The organism is Polaromonas sp. Polasp52, from assembly GCF_059491565.1.
On sequence record NZ_CP168513.1, the window covers coordinates 3,903,403 to 3,924,230 of the forward strand.

The 20,828-nt window shown below is 64.0% G+C and carries 19 protein-coding genes and 1 other RNA gene; 14 read left to right on the forward strand and 6 right to left on the reverse strand.

From position 1 onward, the window contains the following. Positions 1-58 precede the first annotated feature (58 nt). From ACEN9P_RS18315 to gyrA, 6 genes are all read right to left on the reverse strand, one after another. A complete protein-coding gene (locus ACEN9P_RS18315) occupies positions 59-2,041 on the reverse strand; it encodes a bifunctional 3-phosphoshikimate 1-carboxyvinyltransferase/cytidylate kinase (RefSeq protein WP_495620071.1) in 1,983 nt (660 codons plus the stop codon). Positions 2,042-2,051: 10 nt separating this feature from the next. Then, complete coding sequence (locus tag ACEN9P_RS18320) at positions 2,052-2,930, reverse strand: prephenate dehydrogenase (RefSeq protein WP_477660758.1); 879 nt, start codon at positions 2,928-2,930, stop codon at positions 2,052-2,054. A 33-nt stretch (positions 2,931-2,963) separates the two neighbouring features. After that, entirely contained in the window at positions 2,964-4,046 is a 1,083-nt protein-coding gene (gene pheA, locus ACEN9P_RS18325; RefSeq protein ID WP_074575566.1) for a prephenate dehydratase, read from the reverse strand. Positions 4,047-4,126: 80 nt separating this feature from the next. After that, entirely contained in the window at positions 4,127-5,233 is a 1,107-nt protein-coding gene (serC, locus tag ACEN9P_RS18330; protein ID WP_495620072.1) for a 3-phosphoserine/phosphohydroxythreonine transaminase, read from the reverse strand. Further along, entirely contained in the window at positions 5,230-5,799 is a 570-nt protein-coding gene (locus tag ACEN9P_RS18335) for a DUF2059 domain-containing protein (RefSeq protein ID WP_477660760.1), read from the reverse strand. Before ACEN9P_RS18335 ends, serC begins: the two co-directional genes overlap by 4 nt. After that, on the reverse strand, positions 5,799-8,447 hold the full coding sequence (gene gyrA / locus ACEN9P_RS18340; protein ID WP_477660761.1) for a DNA gyrase subunit A: 2,649 nt from the start codon (positions 8,445-8,447) through the stop codon (positions 5,799-5,801). The genes ACEN9P_RS18335 and gyrA overlap by 1 nt, the downstream gene beginning before the upstream one ends. A gap of 252 nt (positions 8,448-8,699) precedes the next feature. On the opposite strand from gyrA, the gene ompA reads away from it, so the two are divergent. The 14 genes from ompA (at position 8,700) to flgB (ending at position 20,803) form a co-directional block, all read left to right on the forward strand. After that, positions 8,700-9,335 (forward strand): outer membrane protein OmpA, encoded by a 636-nt coding sequence (gene ompA, locus ACEN9P_RS18345; protein ID WP_477660762.1) that lies wholly within the window; start codon positions 8,700-8,702, stop codon positions 9,333-9,335. Positions 9,336-9,401: 66 nt separating this feature from the next. Next, positions 9,402-10,109, forward strand: coding sequence for a bifunctional 2-polyprenyl-6-hydroxyphenol methylase/3-demethylubiquinol 3-O-methyltransferase UbiG (gene ubiG / locus ACEN9P_RS18350; protein ID WP_477660763.1), 708 nt, complete (start codon positions 9,402-9,404; stop codon positions 10,107-10,109). Positions 10,110-10,142: 33 nt separating this feature from the next. Further along, entirely contained in the window at positions 10,143-10,808 is a 666-nt protein-coding gene (gph, locus tag ACEN9P_RS18355; protein WP_477660764.1) for a phosphoglycolate phosphatase, read from the forward strand. A gap of 12 nt (positions 10,809-10,820) precedes the next feature. Continuing rightward, positions 10,821-11,207, forward strand: a transfer-messenger RNA (tmRNA) gene (gene ssrA, locus ACEN9P_RS18360). A 404-nt stretch (positions 11,208-11,611) separates the two neighbouring features. After that, the gene (locus ACEN9P_RS18365) at positions 11,612-11,854 is read left to right on the forward strand and encodes a flagellar biosynthetic protein FliQ (protein ID WP_477660765.1); all 243 of its coding nucleotides are present in this window, start codon (positions 11,612-11,614) and stop codon (positions 11,852-11,854) included. A gap of 15 nt (positions 11,855-11,869) precedes the next feature. Continuing rightward, a complete protein-coding gene (locus ACEN9P_RS18370; protein WP_477660766.1) occupies positions 11,870-12,718 on the forward strand; it encodes a flagellar biosynthetic protein FliR in 849 nt (282 codons plus the stop codon). Then, a complete protein-coding gene (locus tag ACEN9P_RS18375) occupies positions 12,708-13,793 on the forward strand; it encodes an EscU/YscU/HrcU family type III secretion system export apparatus switch protein (RefSeq protein WP_477660767.1) in 1,086 nt (361 codons plus the stop codon). Before ACEN9P_RS18370 ends, ACEN9P_RS18375 begins: the two co-directional genes overlap by 11 nt. Beyond that, the gene (flhA, locus tag ACEN9P_RS18380; RefSeq protein WP_495620073.1) at positions 13,790-15,874 is read left to right on the forward strand and encodes a flagellar biosynthesis protein FlhA; all 2,085 of its coding nucleotides are present in this window, start codon (positions 13,790-13,792) and stop codon (positions 15,872-15,874) included. The genes ACEN9P_RS18375 and flhA overlap by 4 nt, the downstream gene beginning before the upstream one ends. 39 nt (positions 15,875-15,913) lie before the next feature. Next, positions 15,914-16,708, forward strand: a complete 795-nt coding sequence (locus ACEN9P_RS18385; protein ID WP_495620074.1) for a flagellar hook-basal body protein — start codon at positions 15,914-15,916, stop codon at positions 16,706-16,708. Positions 16,709-16,743: 35 nt separating this feature from the next. Further along, on the forward strand, positions 16,744-17,538 hold the full coding sequence (gene flgG, locus ACEN9P_RS18390; protein WP_477660770.1) for a flagellar basal-body rod protein FlgG: 795 nt from the start codon (positions 16,744-16,746) through the stop codon (positions 17,536-17,538). A 10-nt stretch (positions 17,539-17,548) separates the two neighbouring features. Further along, positions 17,549-18,568 carry a flagellar basal body P-ring formation chaperone FlgA gene (flgA, locus tag ACEN9P_RS18395; RefSeq protein ID WP_495620075.1) on the forward strand — a complete coding sequence of 340 codons (1,020 nt, stop codon included), beginning with the start codon at positions 17,549-17,551 and terminating at the stop codon, positions 18,566-18,568. After that, positions 18,565-19,194, forward strand: coding sequence for a flagellar basal body L-ring protein FlgH (locus ACEN9P_RS18400; protein ID WP_477660772.1), 630 nt, complete (start codon positions 18,565-18,567; stop codon positions 19,192-19,194). Before flgA ends, ACEN9P_RS18400 begins: the two co-directional genes overlap by 4 nt. Before the next feature lie 2 nt (positions 19,195-19,196). Then, on the forward strand, positions 19,197-20,381 hold the full coding sequence (locus tag ACEN9P_RS18405) for a flagellar basal body P-ring protein FlgI (RefSeq protein WP_477700965.1): 1,185 nt from the start codon (positions 19,197-19,199) through the stop codon (positions 20,379-20,381). Between the two features lie 38 nt (positions 20,382-20,419). Then, entirely contained in the window at positions 20,420-20,803 is a 384-nt protein-coding gene (gene flgB / locus ACEN9P_RS18410; protein ID WP_477660774.1) for a flagellar basal body rod protein FlgB, read from the forward strand. Positions 20,804-20,828: the final 25 nt, after the last annotated feature.

The following is a 20,828-nucleotide window of genomic DNA, read 5'->3' on the forward strand; positions in this document are numbered from 1 at the left end:
AAGGCCGCGGGTTACGTTGATGAACCTGCTGACCCAAGCGCAGGTTGCGCGTCGGGGGTCAGAAGGGCCGGGTGCCTTGCCACCATTCCAGCACCTGTTCCACCGACTTTTCAATCGACAGATAGGAGTTGTCCAGGGGGCGGGCGTCATCAGCAGGCTTCAAAGGGGCTGCTTTTCGCGATGAATCGCGCGCATCACGTGCCTCTAAATCTTGCTGAATCTCGTCGATTGTAGCCGAATTTCCCTTTGAAATCAACTGCTTATGCCGGCGTTCGGCCCGGTGCAGGGCGCTGGCCGTGAGGAAAACCTTGAGCGGGGCGTCCGGGAAGATGACGGTCCCCATGTCCCGGCCGTCGGCGACCAGCCCCGGCAGCTTGCGAAAGCTGTGCTGGAGCTCCAGCAGAGCGGCGCGAACCTCGGGGTGGGCCGACACACGGGAGGCGGCCATGCCGGCGGCCTCGGTGCGTATGGCCTCGGACACGTCCTGAGGCCCGAGAAAGATGTGGCCACCCTGAAAACGCACCGGCATGGTGCGCGCCACGCCCGCCACGCCGGGCCCGTCGTCCAGCGAAACGCCGGCCAGCGCCGCGGCATGGGCGCTCAGGCGGTAAAGCGCGCCCGAATCCAGGTAGTGGTAGCCCAGCCGGTGGGCCGCCAGGGCTGCCAGCGTGCCTTTGCCGGAGGCCGTCGGGCCGTCGATGCAGATGACCGGAACGCGGGGCGTGTCGGCCTGGGCCACTTCAAACAGGGCTTCGAAGTAGTCGGGAAAGGTTTTGGCGACGCATTTGGGATCCAGGATGCGCACCGGCAGCTGGGCCGGGTTGAAGGCCGCCAGCGAAAAACACATGGCCACGCGGTGGTCATCGTAGGTATGGACCGCACCCGTCTTCCACTGGGCGGGCGGGGTGATCCTGAGGTAATCCGGGCCTTCCTCGACCACGGCACCGAATTTCTGCAGCTCGCAGGCCATGGCGGCGATGCGGTCGGTTTCCTTGACGCGCCAGCTCGCGATATTGCGCAGCGTGGTGGTGCCGTCGGCGTACAGGGCCATCACGGCCAGCGTCATGGCGGCGTCCGGGATATGGTTGCAGTCCAGGTCTATGGCCTTGAGCGGCCAGGCGCCGCGCGAAATGCGCAGCGAGTTCGGTGCGCTGTCGACCCGCGCGCCCATCATTTCGGCGGCCTCGACAAAGCGGATGTCACCCTGGATGGAGGCGGCGCCCACACCCTGGATTTCGATTCCGGTGTGTCCCGCAGGTGCCGCCGCGATGGCGCCCAGCGCGATGAAATAGCTGGCCGACGAGGCGTCGCCCTCGACGTGGATGGCGCCCGGCGACCGGTAGCGGCTGCCGGCCGGAATGGTGAAGCGTTCCCAGCCCTCGCGCCTGACGTCTATGCCGAAGCGCTGCAGCAGCTTGAGCGTGATTTCAATGTAGGGCCGGGAGATCAGCTCGCCGACCACTTCGATGCGGATATCCCGCTCGGCGACCAGCGGCAGGGCCATCAGCAGGGCGGTCAGGAACTGGCTGGAGACATCGCCGCGCACCCGTATGGGCTGCTCCAGCCTGAGTTGCCCGGGGCGCAGGCGCAGCGGCGGAAAACCTTCGTTGCCGAGGTAGTCGATGGTGCAGCCCAGTTGCCGGAGCGCGTCGACCAGGTCGCCTATGGGCCTTTCGTGCATGCGCGGCACGCCGGACAGCTCGAACTCCCCGCCCAGCAGGGCCAGCGCGGCCGTCAGTGGCCGCATGGCCGTGCCGGCGTTGCCCATGAAGAGCTTGGCCGGGGTCTGGACGGGCCGCCCGCCCAGCCCGCTTATGACGGCGGTGTTGCCGTCCTGCCGGACCGTGCAGCCGAGCTGCCTGAGCGCGGCCAGCATCACGGCGGTGTCGTCGGAGGCCAGCAGGTCGTGGACCGTGGTCTCGCCGTGGCTCAAGGCGGCCAGCAGCAGGACGCGGTTGGAAATGCTTTTGGAGCCGGGCAGGCGGACGGTGCCGCCCGCGCTGCGCAGGGGCGGAATGTCCAGGAACTCGGTGTCGAACATGGACTGGGGATTATTTGTGCGATTTCTGTGAGGAGATGCGCCAGTTGGCCCGGGTCTCGCTGGCCCGCTCGATCAGCACTTCAAGGACGTCGCCGCTGCTGCTGGAAATCAGCTCCTCGAGCGACTGCAGGGTCTCCTGGAAAATCTTGGACTGGGCCAGCAGTTCTTCGCGATTCGCGATCAGGATGTCGCGCCACATTTTCGGGTCGCTGGCGGCGATGCGCGTGAAGTCCCGAAAGCCCGGGCCGGCCAGCGACATGTATTCCTTGCCATGGTCCTGCCCGGTGATGCCGTTGATCAGGGCGAAGGCGATCAGGTGCGGCAGGTGGCTGACGGCGGCGTAGGCGGCGTCATGGGCCTGGGGGGACATCTTGAGGACATGGCAGCCCAGGGCCGTCCAGACGTCGTTGGCTTTTTGCAGCTGTACCGTGAAGGTGCGCTCTATGGGCGTCAGGATGACCTGCTTGCCGGCGTAGAGGTCCACGTCCGCATGCTCGACCCCGGAGACTTCCTTGCCGGTGATCGGATGGCAGGGCACGAAAGAGCCCACGTTGTCGCGCAGCACGCGCCGGGCGGCGTCCACCACGTCGCGTTTGGTCGAGCCGACGTCCATGATCAGCGTGTTCGGGCCGACCAGGTGGCGTATGGCCTTGAAGGTGGCCTCCGTCGCGGAAACCGGCACGGCCAGCAAAACGATGTCGGCGCCCGAGACCGCCAGCAGCGCCGAGGGCGCTTCCACGTCGATCACGCCCATCTGGCGCGCCCGCTCCGTGGTGGAAGGGGATTTGCTGTAGCCGACGACGCGCTTGACCAGGCCGGCACGTTTGAGCGCCAGCGCGAATGAGCCACCCATCAGGCCGCATCCAATGAGACCTAATTGTTCAAACATGTTGTGGCACCAGGGAGGTTGTGAGTCGTTGCATTAATCGCCGATGGGATAGGTTCCGAGGACCTTGTAAAAGGCGCACAGCCGCTGTAAATCGGCCAGCGCGGCCTTGACATGGTCTTCGGAGGGGTGACCCTGCAGGTCAATATAAAAATAGTATTCCCACTGGCCGGAGCGTGCCGGGCGCGATTCGAAGCGGGTCATGGAGACGCCGTGGGCTTTGAGCGGCATCAGGATGTCGTGGACGGCGCCCGGGCGGTTGGGCACGGACACCACCAGGCTGACGCAATCCTTGCCGGAGGCGGGCGGGGAGGGCAGTGTCTGCGGCAGGCAGACCACGGCAAAACGCGTGCGGTTGAAGGCGTCGTCCTGGATGGCGTGGGCCGCCGTGTAGAGGCCGAACTGGGTGGCCGCCCGGTCGCTGGCGATGCCGGCCCAGGCCGGGTTGGTGGTGGCCAGGCGCGCGCCCTCTGCGTTGCTGGAGGCGGTGCGGCGGTCGGCGTGGGGCAGGTGCGTGGTCAGCCAGCCCTGGCACTGGGCCAGCGCCTGGGGATGGGCGTAGACCGCTTCTATGCCTTCGAGCGACTCCGAGAGCCGCAGCAGGTTGTGGCGCACCATCAGGCTGATCTCGCCGACGATGTGCAGGGGGGAATTGAGGAACAGGTCGAGCGAGCGCGAGACCACGCCTTCGGTGGAGTTTTCCACCGGCACGACGCCGTAGCTGGCGCTGCCGGCCGCCGTCGCGCGAAAGACCTCGTCGATGCTGACGCAGGGAACGTGTTCGATGCTGGCGCCGAAAAACTGCAGCGCCGCCTGCTCGCTGAAGGTGCCGGCGGGGCCCAGGTAGGCCACGCGCACCGGGGATTCCAGGGCCAGGCAGGCCGACATGATTTCGCGCCAGACGGCCGCCACATGCTCGTTCTTGAGCGGTCCCTGGTTGGCCTGCTGGATCTGTTCTATCACCTGGGCCACCCGGTCGGGACGGAAAAACGGCGTGCCTTCGCGTTTTTTGAGCTCCCCCACCTGCTCGGCCACCTGGGCGCGGCGGTTCAGCAGGGAAAGCAGTTCCCTGTCCAGGGCGTCGATCTGGACGCGTAAATCAGCAAGGTTAGCAGTCATATCAGGGGCCGTCCGCCCTCGCCATCTGCACTGGATGCCCCTGGGGGACAGTGAATGTGGCGGGCATGGGGTATTTCGTCCTAGGCGTGTTTTTGTTCGAATTCTCGCATGTACGCCACCAGCGCCTGTACACCGGCCAGCGGCATGGCGTTGTAAATGCTGGCGCGCATGCCACCTACCGACTTGTGGCCCTTGAGCTGAAGCAGGCCGGCCGCCTTGGCGCCGGTCAGGAAAGCCTCGTTGCGCGACTCGTCGCGCAGGAAAAAAGGCACGTTCATGCGCGAGCGGCAGTCCTTGCCGACCTTGTTCAGGTAGAACTGCGAGCTGTCGATCGCATCGTAAAGCAGCTGCGCCTTGGCCAGGTTGCGCTTTTCCATGGCCGCGACACCGGCGGCCGAGCCTTCCCGCTGGCGCTTGAGCCACTGAAAGGTCAGGCCCGCGATGTAAATGGCGTAGGTGGGCGGCGTGTTGTACATGGACTGGTTGTCCGCCACCGTCTTGTAGTCGAAGGCGCTGGGGCAGGCCGCCATGGCGTGGCCGAGCAGGTCTTCGCGGATGACCACCAGCGTCACGCCGGCGGGGCCGAGGTTTTTCTGCGCCCCGCCGAAGGCCAGGCCGACGCGCGACCAGTCGACGGACCGGGAGGCCACATGGGACGAAAAATCGATCACCAGGGGTGCGTCGCTTCCCAGGGCCTTGAGGTCCGGCAGGCTCTGGAATTCCACGCCGTTGATGGTTTCATTGGTGCACAGGTGCACATAGGCCGCGTCCGGTCGCAGCTTCCAGCCCGAAGGCGCGGGCAGTTGCGTGTGTCCGTTGTCGGCGTTGCTGGCGGCGACCTGCGCGTCGCAGTACTTGCGCGCTTCCTTTTGCGACTTGTCGCTCCAGCTGCCGGTCACCACAAAATCGGCGGAGCGCCCGCGCGACAGGTTCAGCGGAACGATGGCGTTTTCGGCCAGGCCGCCACCCTGCATGAACAGGATCTTGAAGTGGGCCGGGACGGCCATGAGTTCGCGGAAATCGGCCTCGGCGGCTTCATAGATGGAGATGAACTCCTTGCCGCGGTGGCTCATCTCCATCACGCTCATGCCGCTGCCGTGCCAGTCCAGCATTTCGCCCGCCGCCTGCTGCAAAACCTCCTCGGGCAGGTTCGCGGGGCCGGCGGAAAAATTGAACGGACGGGTCATTTCTTCGCGGGCGGCTTGGCTGCTCCCGGGGCAGGGCTGGTGCCGACGATCTTCACCGCCGTCTCGTCGAACTGCTTGATGCGCGCCACCACGTCGGTGCGCGAGGCCTCGACGAGTTTTTGCACAAAGACGTTACCGAGTTCAGGCGCGGCGGCCTGGTATTTTTTGATGGCGGGGGATTCGAAGAAGGCGGCGAGCTGCTGGAGTTCCTCCAGCGTGAAACGCTCGGCGTAGGCAGGGACCAGCGATTCGGCGCTGACCTTGCCGATCTGCTTGCTGATCAGCTGGCTGGCGTCATCGGCGTACTTCTTGAGTTCCGCGTTGAGGTCTTCCGAGGCCTTTTGCCGCTTGGCCTTGGGAACGTTGGCTTCCAGCTGGGGGCCCCATTTGTTGATCAGGTCCTGGGCCGTGCTGCCGGCCAGCTGGCCCACCAGGCGGTCCAGCTCGGGACCTTGCTGCAGGGCGACCACTTTTTTGGCCAGCTCGATTTTGGGGTCGGTCTGGGCGTGGACGGCCGCGCTGCAGGCCAGGCCGGCGATCGCGAGGGCGGTGATCAGTTTTTTCATCAATTGCTTTCGGTGTTGGAGGCGTCTGTGCCGGTGTCGTTTTCGGTATCGAGGTCGTCCAGCGTGGCATCGTTTTCGACAATGCGCTGCAGGCCGCTCAATTGTGAGCCCTCGTCGAGGCCGATCAGCGTAACACCCTGTGTAGCCCTGCCCATCTCGCGGATTTCGCTGACGCGCGTGCGCACCAGCACGCCCTTGTCGGTGATGAGCATGATCTCGTCGTCGACGTGGACCAGCGTGGCGGCCACGACCTTGCCGTTGCGTTCGCTCTGCTGGATGGCGATCATGCCCTTGGTGCCGCGGCCGTGGCGCGTGTATTCGGTAATGGAGGTGCGTTTGCCGAAGCCGTTCTGGGTGGCCGTCAGCACGCTTTGCTGCTCGTCCTCGGCCACCAGCATGGCGATCACGCCCTGGCCGTCTTCCAGCGTCATGCCGCGTACGCCGCGGGCGTTGCGGCCCATGGGGCGCACGTCGTTTTCGTCAAAGCGCACGGCCTTGCCGCCGTCGCTGAACAGCATCACGTCGTGTTTGCCGTCGGTCAGGGACGCGCCTATCAGGTAGTCGCCCGGGTCCAGGTCCACGGCGATGATGCCGGCCTTGCGCGGGTTGCTGAATTCGTCGAGGGCCGTCTTCTTCACGGTGCCCATGGAGGTGGCCATGAAGACGTACTGGTCGGCCGGGAAGCTGCGCTTGTCGCCCGTCAGCGGCAGGACCACGGTGATTTTTTCGCCTTCCTGCAGCGGGAACATGTTGACGATGGGCCGGCCGCGCGAGCCGCGCGACCCGGCGGGAACCTCCCAGACCTTGAGCCAGTAGAGCCGGCCCCGGTTGGAGAAGCACAGGATGTAGTCGTGCGTGTTGGCGATGAAGAGCTGGTCGACCCAGTCGTCATCTTTGGTGGCGGTGGCCTGCTTGCCGCGGCCTCCGCGTTTTTGCGCCCGGTATTCTGACAGCGGCTGGCTCTTGATGTAGCCGGTGTGCGAGAGCGTCACCACCATATCGGTCGGCGTGATCAGGTCTTCGGTGCTGAGGTCGAAGGAGCTGTGCTCGATATGGCTGCGCCGCGCGCCCAGCTTGGTCTGGCCGAACTCCAGCTTGATGGCGGAGAGTTCCTCGCCGATGATGATGGAGACGCGCTCGGGCTTGGCCAGGATGTCGAGCAGGTCGTCGATCTCGGCCATGACTTCCTTGTATTCGGCCACGATCTTGTCCTGCTCCAGGCCGGTCAGGCGCTGCAGGCGCATCTGCAGGATTTCCTGGGCCTGGGTTTCCGACAGGCGGTAGAGGCCGTCGTTGCCCATGCCGAACATTTTTTCAAGGCCGTCGGGGCGGTAGTCGTCGGCGTTGACGATGCCGCCGTCGGCGCGCGTGCGGGTGAGCATTTCGCGCACCAGGCTGCTGTCCCAGGGGCGCAGCATCAGCTCGGCCTTGGCCACCGGCGGCGTGGGCGCGTTGCGGATGATGGCGATGAAGTCATCGATGTTGGCCAGGGCCACGGCCAGGCCCTCCAGCACGTGGCCGCGTTCGCGCGCCTTGCGCAGCGTGTACACGGTGCGGCGCGTCACCACTTCGCGGCGGTGCGAGAGGAAAACCTGGATCAGGTCCTTCAGGTTGCACAGCTTGGGCTGGCCGTTGACCAACGCCACCATGTTGATGCCGAAGGTGTCCTGCAGCTGGGTCTGCTTGTACAGGTTGTTCAGCACCACCTCGGGCACTTCGCCGCGCTTGAGCTCGATGACCAGGCGCATACCGGACTTGTCGCTTTCGTCCTGGATGTGGCTGATGCCCTCGATCTTTTTCTCATGCACCAGCTCGGCCATGCGCTCCTGCAGCGTCTTTTTGTTGACCTGGTAGGGCAGCTCGTCGACGATGATGGACTGGCGCTGGCCCTTGTCGATGTCCTCGAAGTGGCATTTGGCGCGCATCACCACCTTGCCGCGGCCGGTGCGGTAGCCGTCCTTGACGCCGTTGATGCCGTAAATAATGCCGCCCGTGGGGAAGTCGGGCGCCGGCACGATTTCCATCAATTCGTCGATGGAAGCCTCCGGGTTTTTCAGCATGTGCAGGCAGGCGTCGACCACTTCGTTGAGGTTGTGGGGGGGGATATTGGTCGCCATGCCCACCGCGATGCCGCCCGATCCGTTGACCAGCAGGTTGGGCAGCCGGGTCGGAACGACCAGGGGCTCCTGTTCGCTGCCGTCGTAGTTGGGGCCGAAATCGACGGTTTCCTTGTCCAGGTCGGCCAGCAATTCATGGGCGATTTTCGACAGGCGGATTTCCGTATACCGCATAGCGGCCGCGTTGTCACCATCCACGGAGCCGAAATTTCCCTGGCCGTCGACCAGCAGGTGGCGCAGGGAGAAGTCCTGGGCCATGCGAACAATGGTGTCGTAGACCGACTGGTCTCCGTGGGGGTGGTATTTACCGATCACGTCGCCGACGATACGGGCCGACTTCTTGTAGGGGCGGTTCCAGTCGTTGTTCAGCTCGTGCATGGCGTACAGAACGCGCCTGTGCACGGGTTTGAGGCCGTCCCTGGCATCGGGGAGGGCCCGGCCGACGATCACGCTCATGGCGTAATCGAGATAGCTGCGCCGCATTTCCTCTTCAAGACTGATGGGCAGGGTTTCTTTAGCGAACTGGGTCATGAGCGGCCTGGTTGGGATTTCGAGATTCTTGAGGAAAGCCAGCGATTTTAAGGCTTGAGTTTATAGCGGCCACTTGTGGCGGGGCAGCAACAAATGCTCAAGAATCTTAAGTCTGTGTCAGACGAAGCCGATAGCGTGCTTGAAGGTTGGGGCAGGTGTGGCACAATCGATGTAACGCTTTGAGTGATGGTCACTCACGGCGTGTAAATTACTAATCGCAGCAAGTCTGCGGCTTTTCTCTAGAGGAGAACCATGAAGAAACTCAACAAAGTGGCAATGTTGTTTGCTTCCGCAGCGCTTGTTACCGCCGCTGGTGCACAAACGATCGACAACTGGAAAAACGGCAACAACGAACTGGTCTGGAAAAACGGCACCAACGAACTGTGCTGGCGTGATGCCAACTGGACGCCTGCTACCGCAGCGCCTGGTTGCGATGGCGCAATTGCCCCTGCGATGGCTCCTGTTGCTCCTCCGGTTGCTGGCCAACCTGTGCAGCCTACTCCTACCCCAACGACTCCTCCTCCTGCCGCAACGAAAGTTACCTACGCTGCTGACGCTTTCTTTGACTTCAACAAGTCTGTGATCAAGCCAGAAGGCAAAGCCAAGCTGGATGACCTGGTCGGCAAGATCAAGGACATCAACCTGGAAGTCATCATCGCCGTGGGTCACACCGACTCCGTCGGTAGCGATGCTTACAACCAGAAGCTGTCGGTCCGCCGTTCGGAAGCCGTCAAGGCATATCTCGTGTCCAAGGGCATCGAGAAAAACCGCGTCTACACTGAAGGCAAGGGCGAGAAACAGCCAGTTGCTGACAACAAGACCGCCGAAGGCCGCGCCAAGAACCGCCGCGTCGAAATCGAAGTGGTTGGTACCCGCGCCAACAAGTAATCCTCCGGGATCGCTTCAAGAACCGCGCCTAGGCGCGGTTTTTTTATGCCTCAACGATAATGCCTCATGTCTACAAGCGATAACTTCGATCCCGCCGAGCTGGCCAAATTCTCCGACCTGGCCCACCGGTGGTGGGACACCGAAAGCGAGTTCCGCCCCCTGCACCAGATCAACCCCTTGCGCCTGGGCTGGATTGAGGGTCAGGTTCCGCTCAAAGGTTTGCGCGTGCTGGACGTGGGCTGCGGCGGCGGCATTCTGGCCGACTCCATGGCCCGTAAAGGCGCCGAGGTCCTGGGCATAGACCTGGCCACCAAGGCGCTCAAAGTCGCCCAGCTCCATGCGCTGGAAGCCCAGACGGAAGGGGTGCAATACCGCGAAATCAGCGCCGAAGCGCTGGCGGCCGAGCAACCGGGCAGCTTTGATGTCGTCACCTGCATGGAAATGCTGGAGCATGTGCCCGACCCCTCGTCCATCGTCAAAGCCTGCGCGGCGTTGGTCAAACCCGGCGGGCATGTATTTTTTTCCACCATCAACCGCAACGCCAAAGCCTTTTTGTTCGCCATCGTGGGCGCGGAGTATGTGCTGAACATGCTGCCCCGTGGCACCCACGAGTACGCCAAGCTGGTCAAGCCCAGCGAGCTGGCCGGCTACTGCCGGGCCTCGGGACTCTCCCTGCAGGAGACCCGCGGCATGGAGTACAACCCGCTGACGCGCCATTACTGGCTCAGCGCCGACACCAGCGTCAATTACCTGTTCGCCACCCAAAAGAGCTGAAACCCCCGCGCTTCGCCTCAATTCACACCCGATATGTTCAAAGACATTGCTGCCGTGCTGTTCGACCTGGATGGCACCCTGATAGACAGCGCGCCCGACCTGGGCGCCGCGGCTGACAAAATGCGCACCGACCGGGGGCTGGCATCGCTTCCGCTGGCGCTGTACCGCCCCATGGCGGGCGCGGGTGCGCGCGGCATGATTGCAGTGGCCTTTGGTCTTACACCGGACGATGCCCGCTTTCCCGAGCTCAAGGAAGAGTTTTTCCGCAACTACGAGTCGCGCATGACGGAGCGCACCACGGTGTTTGACGGCGTTGCCGAATTGATCGCCCGGATCGGCCAGGCCGGCTTCAAATGGGGTGTGGTGACCAACAAGTCCGCCCGTTTTACCGTCCCGCTGACCAAGGCCATGCCGCTGTTCGACACCGCCCAGGCCATTGTGAGCGGCGACACCACACCACATTCCAAACCGCACCCGGCGCCCTTGCTCGAGGCGGCGCGCCAGCTCGACGTGGCGCCCGGCCGCTGTATTTATGTGGGTGACGATGAGCGCGACATCGTCGCGGGCCGCGCCGCAGGCATGCCCACGGTGGCCGCCGCCTACGGCTACCTTGGCAAAACCGCCGACACCGAAGGCTGGAAAGCCGATGCGACCATCGCCGCACCCGGCGCCCTCTTGAATTTGCTGCGGATGGCGTAAACTAGGCCTCCTGGGGCTGCATTGGTTTCGACGTGGGTTCGGACGCGGTGTGGTGCATGTCGAGCTGAGTGTGCTCGTAAAACAGATTCAAACAAACTAACTGCAAACGACGAACGTTTCGCACTCGCTGCTTAATTGCCAGTGAGCTTTACAACAGCAGGCCGATGGGCTGGGCAAGGGGTGTTTAGCGCAAGTTAAACGCTCCCGGCTGTAAAGATAATTTCATCGGCTGGCTCCGGGCTGGGTACCTTAACCCGGGGCGAGAAAATAGGGTGCTGGCGTCCTGTGTAGCGTGCGACTGCGCGACACAGGTGGCGAGACCCAAATCAGACCGCTAAACATGTAGATCTGCCCGAACAAGGCTTGCGGACGGGGGTTCAAATCCCCCCAGCTCCACCACCATAACGACCAAGGCCGTTTACTGAAATTCAGTAAGCGGCCTTTTTTTTGCGGGTGTGTCTCGATAACCGTGCAGTGCACCGGCCAACGCAAATCCTCCCCAGTTCGGAAAACCCGAATTGCCGAATTTAGTTGATGACAATGCTGCGCTTTACAGCGCTATTTGTAACTTCGGATTGAGCACCCGCATATCGCTTCCTCCTGCAATTGGAGGAGAGGATTTGATCCGCTTTGCGATATTTTTTCTGGCGCCGGTGCGGACAGGATATTTCAATTAACATTTCGTCGCACTTGCGGTGAAGAGGCTACAAATTGGCGCGCCGAATGCAGAGGGACTCGAGCGAACGATAACGAATGGAAGTGCGAGAGCACGCAACAAAATGCACGCTGACCTGGCTTTGAAAATGATGTCCGACCTTTTCTGGATGGGCTTCCTGGTGTGCCTGCCGGTTCTCGGATTCACGATGCTCACCGGCCTGCTGATCAGCATTGTCCAGGTGGTGACCCAGGTGCAGGAGATGTCGCTGACGTTTGTGCCCAAGCTGATGACCGCCGGCATCGCGCTTGTTGTGTTCGGACCCTGGATGCTGCGCAAGCTCAGCGCTTACTTTACCCAGCTGTGGGCAGGCATTCCTGCCATGTTCTAACCCGGATCGCCAAGCGTGATTGCTGAACTTGGAGCCGGTTGGTCCTGGGCTTCCCAGAAATGGGCCTTGCCGCCCCTGGAGGCGGTGATCCTGCTTTCGATACGGGTTGCCGGTGTCTTTATCCTGACTCCGGTTTTCTACGCGATGCCGATTCCGACGACGGTGCGGGTGCTGATGCTGCTGTCGCTGTCGTTCATCGTGGCGCTGGGCTTTGCGCCGGCGGCAGGCGGCCAGGCCGTTGATCACGCTTCGATGTTCACTTCCGCCCTGGCGGAGCTTGCCTTGGGCGCGACGCTCGGTCTCGGGGTGCTGCTGGCGTTCGCGGCCTTTGACGTCGCCGGGCGGCTTCTTGATATCCAGATCGGGTTCGGCATCGCGCAGGTGTTTGACCCCGTCACCCGGCGGCAGGTGCCTGTGCTGACCTCCGCCTTCAACACCTTTGCCGTCCTGCTGTTTTTCCTGCTGGCCGGCCACCATGCCCTGCTGCGGGGCATCGCATTCAGCGTCGAGCGCTTTCCGGTGGCGTCCCAATGGTCGGCGGCCTACGGCCTGCCCGCCATGTTCACGCAAGTGAGCGCTTTGTTCACGCTGGGATTCGCCTTGGTGGCGCCCGTCGTCTTTTGCCTTTTTATGGTTGAGATGGCGCTCGGCGTGGTTGCGCGAAACCTGCCCCAGATGAATATGTTCGCCATCGGCATCCCCGTAAAGATCATTGTCGGGCTGGTCACGCTGTCCCTGTGGTTTGCCGGCATAGGCGGTGTCATGACGCGGGTCTACCGGGGGATTTACACCACCTGGGACTCCGTGCTGTCCAGGGAGGCCTCACTGACCACGCTTGCGCCCGGAGCCGTCCATGGCCGATGAGCAAGACCTTGACCGCAATGAGGCGGCGACCCCCCACAAACTCCTCAAAGCGCAGGAAAAAGGGCAGGTCGCCAAAAGCGCGGAAGTCATTTCGGCGCTGGTGTGGACGGTGGCCGCCGCCTACCTGACCTGGAAGGGCTGGGACAGCGTCAGGGCGCAGTTCATCTTCGACCAGAGCCTGTTGTTCCGCATGGCCGGGCTGGATCCCGATGGCGGGGCGCTTTGGCCGCTGGCATCCCGGATGGCCGTGGGGGCGATGAGCCAGCTGCTGCCTTTTTTCGCCACCATCATGCTGGCTGCGGTGCTTGCCAACCTGGTGCAGACCGGCCCGATGTTCACGACGGAGCCTATCAAGGCGGATTTCGACAGGCTCAATCCGGTCAACGGCTTCAAGAAAGTGTTTTCGATGCGAACCCTGTTCGACGCGGCCAGGGCTTGCGTCAAGCTGGTTCTTCTTGCCGGTGTCTCCTACTTCGCGCTGAAAAGCCTGGCCCCGCATTTTTTCGGAGTGGCCAGCCTTTCGCCCCTGGCATACCTGCGCACCTTGCTGCAGGACACGGCATCGCTGAGCATGAAGATGGCCTTGATCCTGGCGATGATCGCCGCGGTGGACTGGATGTACACGCGGCGCGAATTCTCCAAAAAAATGAAGATGAGCCGCAGGGAACTCAAGGATGAGTCGAAAAGCCGGGAAGGCGATCCCCGCATCCGTGCGCGGCTCAGGGAGTTGCGCCGGGAAGCCCTGAAGCGGACATTGACGGTGCGCAACACCAAAGATGCCGATGTGCTGTTGACCAACCCGACGCATGTGGCGGTAGCCCTGCGTTACCGGCATGGGGAAATGTCGTCTCCGCAAATGGTGGCCAAAGGCGCGGGCAAGGTCGCGGGGGCGATGAGAAAAATAGCGAGCGAAAACAACATCCCCATCGTGCAAAACCCCGCGCTGGCCCGCAGGCTTTTTCGCGAGCTCGCCGTGGAGCAGCATGTGCCCCAGGCCATGTATGCCGAGGTCGCCCGGATCATTGTCTGGGTCTTCGCCATGCGCGAACGCCGGCAAGGGATGGCCGCGGCGTGAAGGCCCTGCAGGATTTCCTGGCCAAGCACAGCGACATCGCCATGGTGCTGCTGGTGCTGGGCGTCCTGGTGGTGCTGTTTGCGCCTATCCCCAGCCCCTTGCTGGATTTCCTGATCCTGTTGAATTTCAGCTTTGCGTTCTTGATCCTGATGCTGACCTTCTATATGGCGCGGCCTGTCGAATTTTCGACCTTCCCCTCCTTGCTGCTGATCGCCACCTTGTTCCGGCTTTCGCTGAATGTCGCCGCCACCCGGCTGATCCTCTCGGACGGCGATGCCGGCCGGGTGATCGCCGCCGTGGGTTCCTACGTCGTCGGAGGGAACTACGTCATCGGCCTGATCATTTTCCTGATCCTGATCGTGGTTCAGTACGTCGTGATCACCAGCGGCGCCCAGCGCGTCTCCGAAGTGGCCGCCCGTTTCACGCTGGACAGCATGCCCGGCGCGCAGATGAGCGTGGACGCGGACCTGAACATGGGCTTCATCGACCAGGCCGAAGCACAGCGCCGCCGCAAGAATATCGAGAAAGAGGCGGCTTTTTACGGCGCGATGGACGGCGCGAGCAAGTTCGTCAAGGGCGATGCGATCGCGGGCATCCTGATATTGCTCATCAACATCGTGGGCGGCTTGCTGATCGGCATCATGCAGCGCGGCCTGCCATGGGGCGATGCGCTCAAGACCTACACCCTGCTGACCATAGGCGACGGAATCGTGACCCAGGTACCGGCCTTGGTCATCGCATTGGGGACCGGCATCATCGTCACCCGGTCGGCCTCGGACGCCCACCTGAGCAAAGAGGCCTTGCGGCAGATCACCTCCTTCCCCAAAACACTGCTGCTGGTGGCCGCGGCCCTGGCCGGCCTGCTGATGCTGCCCGGTATTCCGGCGATTCCCACACTCGTACTGCTCGGCCTTGCGGGGCTGGCCGCCTGGATGGCGTATCGCGGCTCACGTGCCGGTACCGCCGCCGCGCCGCAGGAAGCGGGCTCCGACGGCAAGCCGGACCAGGCCGGCGACGCGGGCGGCAAGGACGACCCCTATGCGCACCTCGCGGTGGAGCCCATAGAAGTCCAGGTGGGCTCCCGCTGGGTGCCGCTGGTGAACGAAAAGGGCGGCTCTTTCCTCGAGAGAATCGCCGCCTTCCGCCAGCAGCATGCGCAGGAGCTCGGGCTGGTCCTGCCGCGCATACGCTTCAAGGACGCGCCCCGCCTCGGGCCGGACCGCTATGAGATCTACCTTGACGGCGCCCTGAGCGCCAGGGGCGAGGTTCGCGCCGACCGGCTGCTTGCCATCCATCCCCAGGGTGACGTGACGGCCATTCCAGGGGAGGTCACCAAGGATCCCACCTATGGCCTGCCCGCCATCTGGATAGAGGAGTCCCAGCGGGATGCCGCGACCCGCGCGCGCTTCACGCTGGTCGATGCCTCCAGTGTGTTCATGACGCACCTGACGGAGGTCTTGCGGCGCGAATCCGCCACCTTGCTGACCCGTGCCGAGACCGACCGCCTGCTGGCCCGGGTGCGGCAGAACCAGCCCGGCCTGGTGGAAGAGCTTGTGCCGACGGTTCTTTCGATCAGCGACGTGCAAAAGGTGCTGCAGAACCTGCTCAGGGAAAAGGTTTCGATACGGCACATGGAGGCGATCCTGGAGACCCTGGCGGACGCCGGGCGGCAATCCAAGGAAACCGGCTACCTGACCGAGGTGGTGCGCCACCGGCTGGGCTCCGCGATATGCCAGGGTTTGCTGGGAGAGGCCAACGCGCTGCATGTGCTCACACTGGATCCGGCCATTGAAAGCCGGTTCATCCAGAGCGTGCAGAACTCTCGCGCCGAGGGTTCCGGCCAGGCCGCCGGCCAATTTGTCCTGGAGCCGCAAATGGCCGAGAAATTTATCGGCAAGCTGGTGCAGCAGGCGGAAAAGATGATGAAGAGCAACCTGCTGCCGGTGCTGCTGTGTTCTCCCGAACTGCGCAGGCACGTGCGCGCCTTGTCCGAGCGTGTGATGCCGCACCTGCGTGTGCTGTCCATGGCCGAGATCCCGCACAACATCGAACTCAAGTCCTACGGTGTGGTGAGTTTTTAAGCAATCCAGGCACTCCCGCCCCTTTATCCAAAGCAAACCATGAGCAATATCCTCGCCGTCGCCCTGCAAAGCATGCACCAGGACAGCGTCCGCCTTGAAAAGGTCGGCACCAACCTGGCCAACGCCTTGACCACGGGCTACAAGCGGGAGGTGGTCTCGGTCCGGCCCACCCCCTATTCGCAGCTGGGCGCCTCCTTCAGCGCCCAGTTCGACGCCCTGTCCGCCCCGGCGGACGCGACGGGCGGCATGCTGCAAACGCAGACGGACGTCCGCCCCGGCACGCTCAAGTCCACGGGGCAGAGCCTGGACCTGGCGCTGGACGGGGACGGGTTTTTCGAGATCGCCACCGATTCCGGCCCGGCCTATACCCGGCAAGGGTCATTCCACCTGGACGGCCAGGGCCGGCTGGTGAATGCCCAGGGCTATCCCGTGATGGGCAAAGGCGGCGCCATCTTTTTAACGACGCGCAACCCGTCGATCGATTCCCGGGGCTACGTCTATGACGGGCCCAAGTCCGGCCCGGCCGGCTTTGCCGGCAGTCGTCCCGTCGCGCAGGAGCCGGTCGGCCAGCTCAAGGTCATGCAGTTTGAAACGCCAAAGGCGCTGCAGCACCTCGGGGACGGGCTGCTCGCTTCGCAAAGCCCGGCCGGCATGATGAATGACGTGGACGTCCAGGTGCGTCAGGGCTTCCTCGAAAACTCCAATGTGTCCTCCATGCAGGAAATGGTGCAGCTGATGCAGACCATGCGGCATTTCGAATCCATGCAGAAAGTCGCCACGGGTTACGACGAAATGATGGGGACCGCCATCCGAAAGCTCGGCGATCTTGCCTGAGCCCGTTTTAGTACACGCCAACCAGGGGAATTTTGATGTTCGATGCGCTTTATATCGGTGCGACCGGAATGCAGGCCCAGCAGATGAATGTGGACACGATTGCCAACAACCTGGCGAACGTCAACACCACGGGGTTCAAAAAGGGACGGCTGACGTTTTCCGACCTTGTCACGCGCTCGGCCGCGCCGCTGGCTTCGGCCAATGCCGGCGTGCCGGCCGGCTTGATCGATGCGGTGAGCCGGGCGGGGGCGGGCGTCGGCATCGGCGGCATGGCCAAGCTTTTCGACATGGGAGACCTCAAGAAGACGGAGTCCGCCTTCGACGTCGCGATTGAAGGCGACGGGTTCATGGAGGTGACCCTGCCCGACGGATCGCAGGCTTATGCGCGCGGCGGCACCTTGCGGGTCAACAAGGACGGGTTGCTGGCGACCCAGGCGGGTTATGCGCTCAAACCCGGCCTGAGCGTTCCCGACAACGCGCAGGCCTTGCTGATCGATCCGGACGGCACCGTGCGCGTGCGCCTGGCCAACCAGGCCACTCCCGTGAACATCGGGCAAATCGACCTGGTGAGGTTTTCAAATCCGCAGGCCTTGCTGGCGCAAGGGGACAACCTCTACCGGCCCGCCGAGGCCGCCGGCGACCCGGTTGTCGGCAAGCCGGGCGAAGAGGGGCTGGGCCGGCTGGCCCAGGGATTCCTGGAGGGCTCCAACGTCAAGCTGGTCGACGAAATGGTGAACCTCATGATCGCGCAGCGCGCTTACGAGGCCAGCGTCAAGGTTGTGCAGGCCTCCGACGAGATGCTCGGCATGGTCAATGCGCTGCGCCGGTAGACGCATGGGCATGCCTGTGCTTCGTTTCCGGGCGTTACCCGGCGCGGCCGCGGTGGCGGGCTTGTGCCTGTCGGTGCTGCTTGTTCCCCGGCCCGCCCAGGCGCAGGCCGCCGCGAGCCTGGCGCGCATCAGCCTTCCGGCCAGCGTCCAGGTCGGCCAGAGCGAGGTGCGGCTGGGCGACGTTGCAAGCCTTGGCAGCCGGGATCCGGTGCTCTTGCGGCGCCTGATGGATCTGCCCCTGGGCCGCGCGCCGCGTGCCGGCCAGTCCTTTGTGCTGGAGCGGGACGTGCTTGCGCGATGGGTTCGCAGCCACGCGGGCCTGCAGGGGGAGCAGATTACCTGGCAAGGCGCCGCATTTACCGACATCAGCCTGCGCAGCCGCGACATACCGGGCGACGATATCGTGGCCTGCGCGGACAAGGCCCTCAGGCAGCAGCTGGGCAGCCAGTTGCCGGCCGGCAGCCGCATCGAGCTGCAGCCGGTGGCAGTGCCGCATGATCTCGCGGTCGCCGATGAATCGGTCGAGTTGAGTCCCCGCCCCATGGGCGCCGCAACGCTCGCGCCCAGAATGACGGCCTGGGTCGACATAGGCGCGGCCGGCAAGGTCCAGCGATCGGTGGCGGTCGTTTTTGAGGTCGCGGTCTACGGGCCGGTGGTCGTGGCCGCCAGGGACATTCCGGCGGGCGCGTCCCTTCTGGCCGGTGACGTGGAGGTGCGCGAACAAAACCTGGCAAGGGCCGCGGCCGCGCAGAGAAGTCCGGCGCGCGGCTTTTCGGATGGCCAGCGTTTGCGCCGCCCTATCCGTGCCGGCGAGGCCTTGACGGCGGCTCATACCGAAACCATTCCCGACGTTGTCCGCGGGAGTTGGGCCGTGCTCGAAGCGCGCCAGGCCGGCTTGAACGTGCAAAGCCGCGCCGAAGTGCTGCAGGACGGCCGTGCCGGCCAGATGGTTCAAGTCAAGCCCGCCAACGCCGCGGCCAGTTTGCTGGTTCGGGTCGCCGGCCCGGGCCGCGTGGAGATGTACCCATGATTTTTCGCATTTTCAAAACGGGCAATGGCCTGCCCATGAGTTCTGCTGCCGTGCGCCTCGCCGCGCTGGGGCTGCTGCTGTGCGCCTGGGCCGGCCTGTCGCAGGCCCAGGGCGTCAGCCTTTACGACGAAAAAACCTACCGTCCCTATACGGCCGATAACAAGGCCTTTCGCGTGGGAGATCTCCTGACGGTCCAGGTCTTTGAAAATTCCAGCGCCAGCAGCAGCGCGGACACGGATACCCGCCGGAAAAACAGCCTGTCGGCGGACTTGAGCCACCGCGGCGACACCAAAGCCCAGACCAGCGCCAGTGTGGCCGGCGACTTTGACGGCGGGGGCCGAACCCAGCGCGCCAACCGGCTGCTGGTCACGCTGTCGGTGACGGTGCGCGAGGTGTTGCCCAACGGCGACCTCGCGGTGATGGGCGAGCAGACGCTGACGGTCAACCAGGAGCCGCAACGCGTGACGCTGGAGGGACGGGTCAGGCCCGTGGATGTGTCCGACGGCAACACGGTTCTTTCCACCAGGCTGGCCGACGCCAAGATTACCTATGTGGGTGAAGGCGACATCGCCGAACGCAACCAGCGGCCCTGGTGGCGCAAACTGCTCGACTGGACGGGATTCTGAAAATGGCGCTCACTTCATTCCCGCGGCCGGGAAACCGGCCCGCCTCGCGGCTATATGCCTTGCCCCTGCTGTTTTTCTGCGCGCTCTGCCTGGCCGCGCCGGATTCGCACGGCCAGACCGGCCCCATACGCATCAAGGACCTCGGCAAGCTCCAGGGATGGCGCGACAACGCGCTGACCGGCACCGGCATCGTGACCGGGCTGGCCGGGACGGGCGATTCGCCGACCAACCGGGCCACGCGCCAGGCCTTGTCCAATGCGATGTCCCAGTTCAACCTCAGCGTGCCGCCCGAGCAGATCCAGAGCCGGAACGTGGCGGTGGTCATGGTCAGTGCCTCGCTGCCCAGCTTTGCCCGTCCGGGCGACACCCTGGATGTCACGGTGTCGTCCACGGGCGACGCGCGCAGCCTGGTCGGCGGCAGCTTGCTGCAGGTGCCCTTGAAAGCCGCCAACGGCCGTGTCTACGCATTGGCACAGGGCCAGCTGTCGGTGGGGGGCTACCGCTATGACTCCAACGGCAATGTGCTGCAGAAGAACCACCCCACGGTGGGGGCCGTGCCCAACGGCGCAACCGTCGAGGTCGGCACGGCCAGCGCCCCCGCGGAGCCCGGGTCCATCGCCGCCACAGTCCCCAACGTCACTTTTCTGCTTGCCGAGCCGGACTACACAACGGCCAGCCGGATCGCATCGGCCATCAATACCCAGCTGGGCGCCAACCTGGCCCAGGCGCGCGATGCCTCGGGCATCGACATCGAGGTGCCGCAAAACCAGCGCGCGAGCCTCGTGGCCTTCCTGTCGCGCCTGGAGTCCGTCACGGTCGAGCCCGACCGGCGCGCCAAGGTGGTGATCAACGAACGCACGGGCACCGTCGTCGCCGGCGGGGACGTGCGCATCGCCAAGGTGGCCATCACCCACGGCGACCTGAAGATCGCCATCACCGAACAAAACAGCGTCTCGCAGCCTTTCTTCATCGGGGAAGCCGGGCCGGGCGTGCGCACCGCGCTGGTCAGCAATACCCGGATCGACGTCGACGAGCGCAACAGCCCGGGTTTTGTGGCCGGCCAGACAACGGTGGCCGACCTGGTCCAGTCGCTTGCCAAGCTCAAGACCAACACCCGCGACATCATCTCCATCCTGCGCGCCATCAAGTCAGCCGGCGCCTTGCATGCGGAACTCGTTGTCCAATAGCGCCCCCATTCACCCACGTCACGCCAAGGCCACATCCCATGTCAAACAGCATCGAATCCATCACGACGGCAGCGCTGTCTCTCGCGCTGGACGCAGCCGCGGCCAGGCAACAAGTCATTGCCAGCAACATCGCCAACGCCAATACCGAAGCTTATGTGCCGCAGGCCCTGGATTTCGAAGGCCAGCTCGAGCAGGCGCGTCGGACCTTGCGCGAGCACGGGCGGCTCGACGCGGCGGCGCTGGGCGACATGAAATTCCGCCAGCAACCCGTGCTTCGAAGCGACGGCCAGCCGGCGCGTGTGGAACTCGATGTGGAGGTCGGGAACATGGCCCGCAACGCGGTCCAGTACCAGGCCCTCGTGAAAGGCCTTTCGCGCCACCTCGCCATGCTTTCGTCGGCCGCGACGGAAGGCAAAAAATAATTCGACCGACCCATTCACGTAGGGG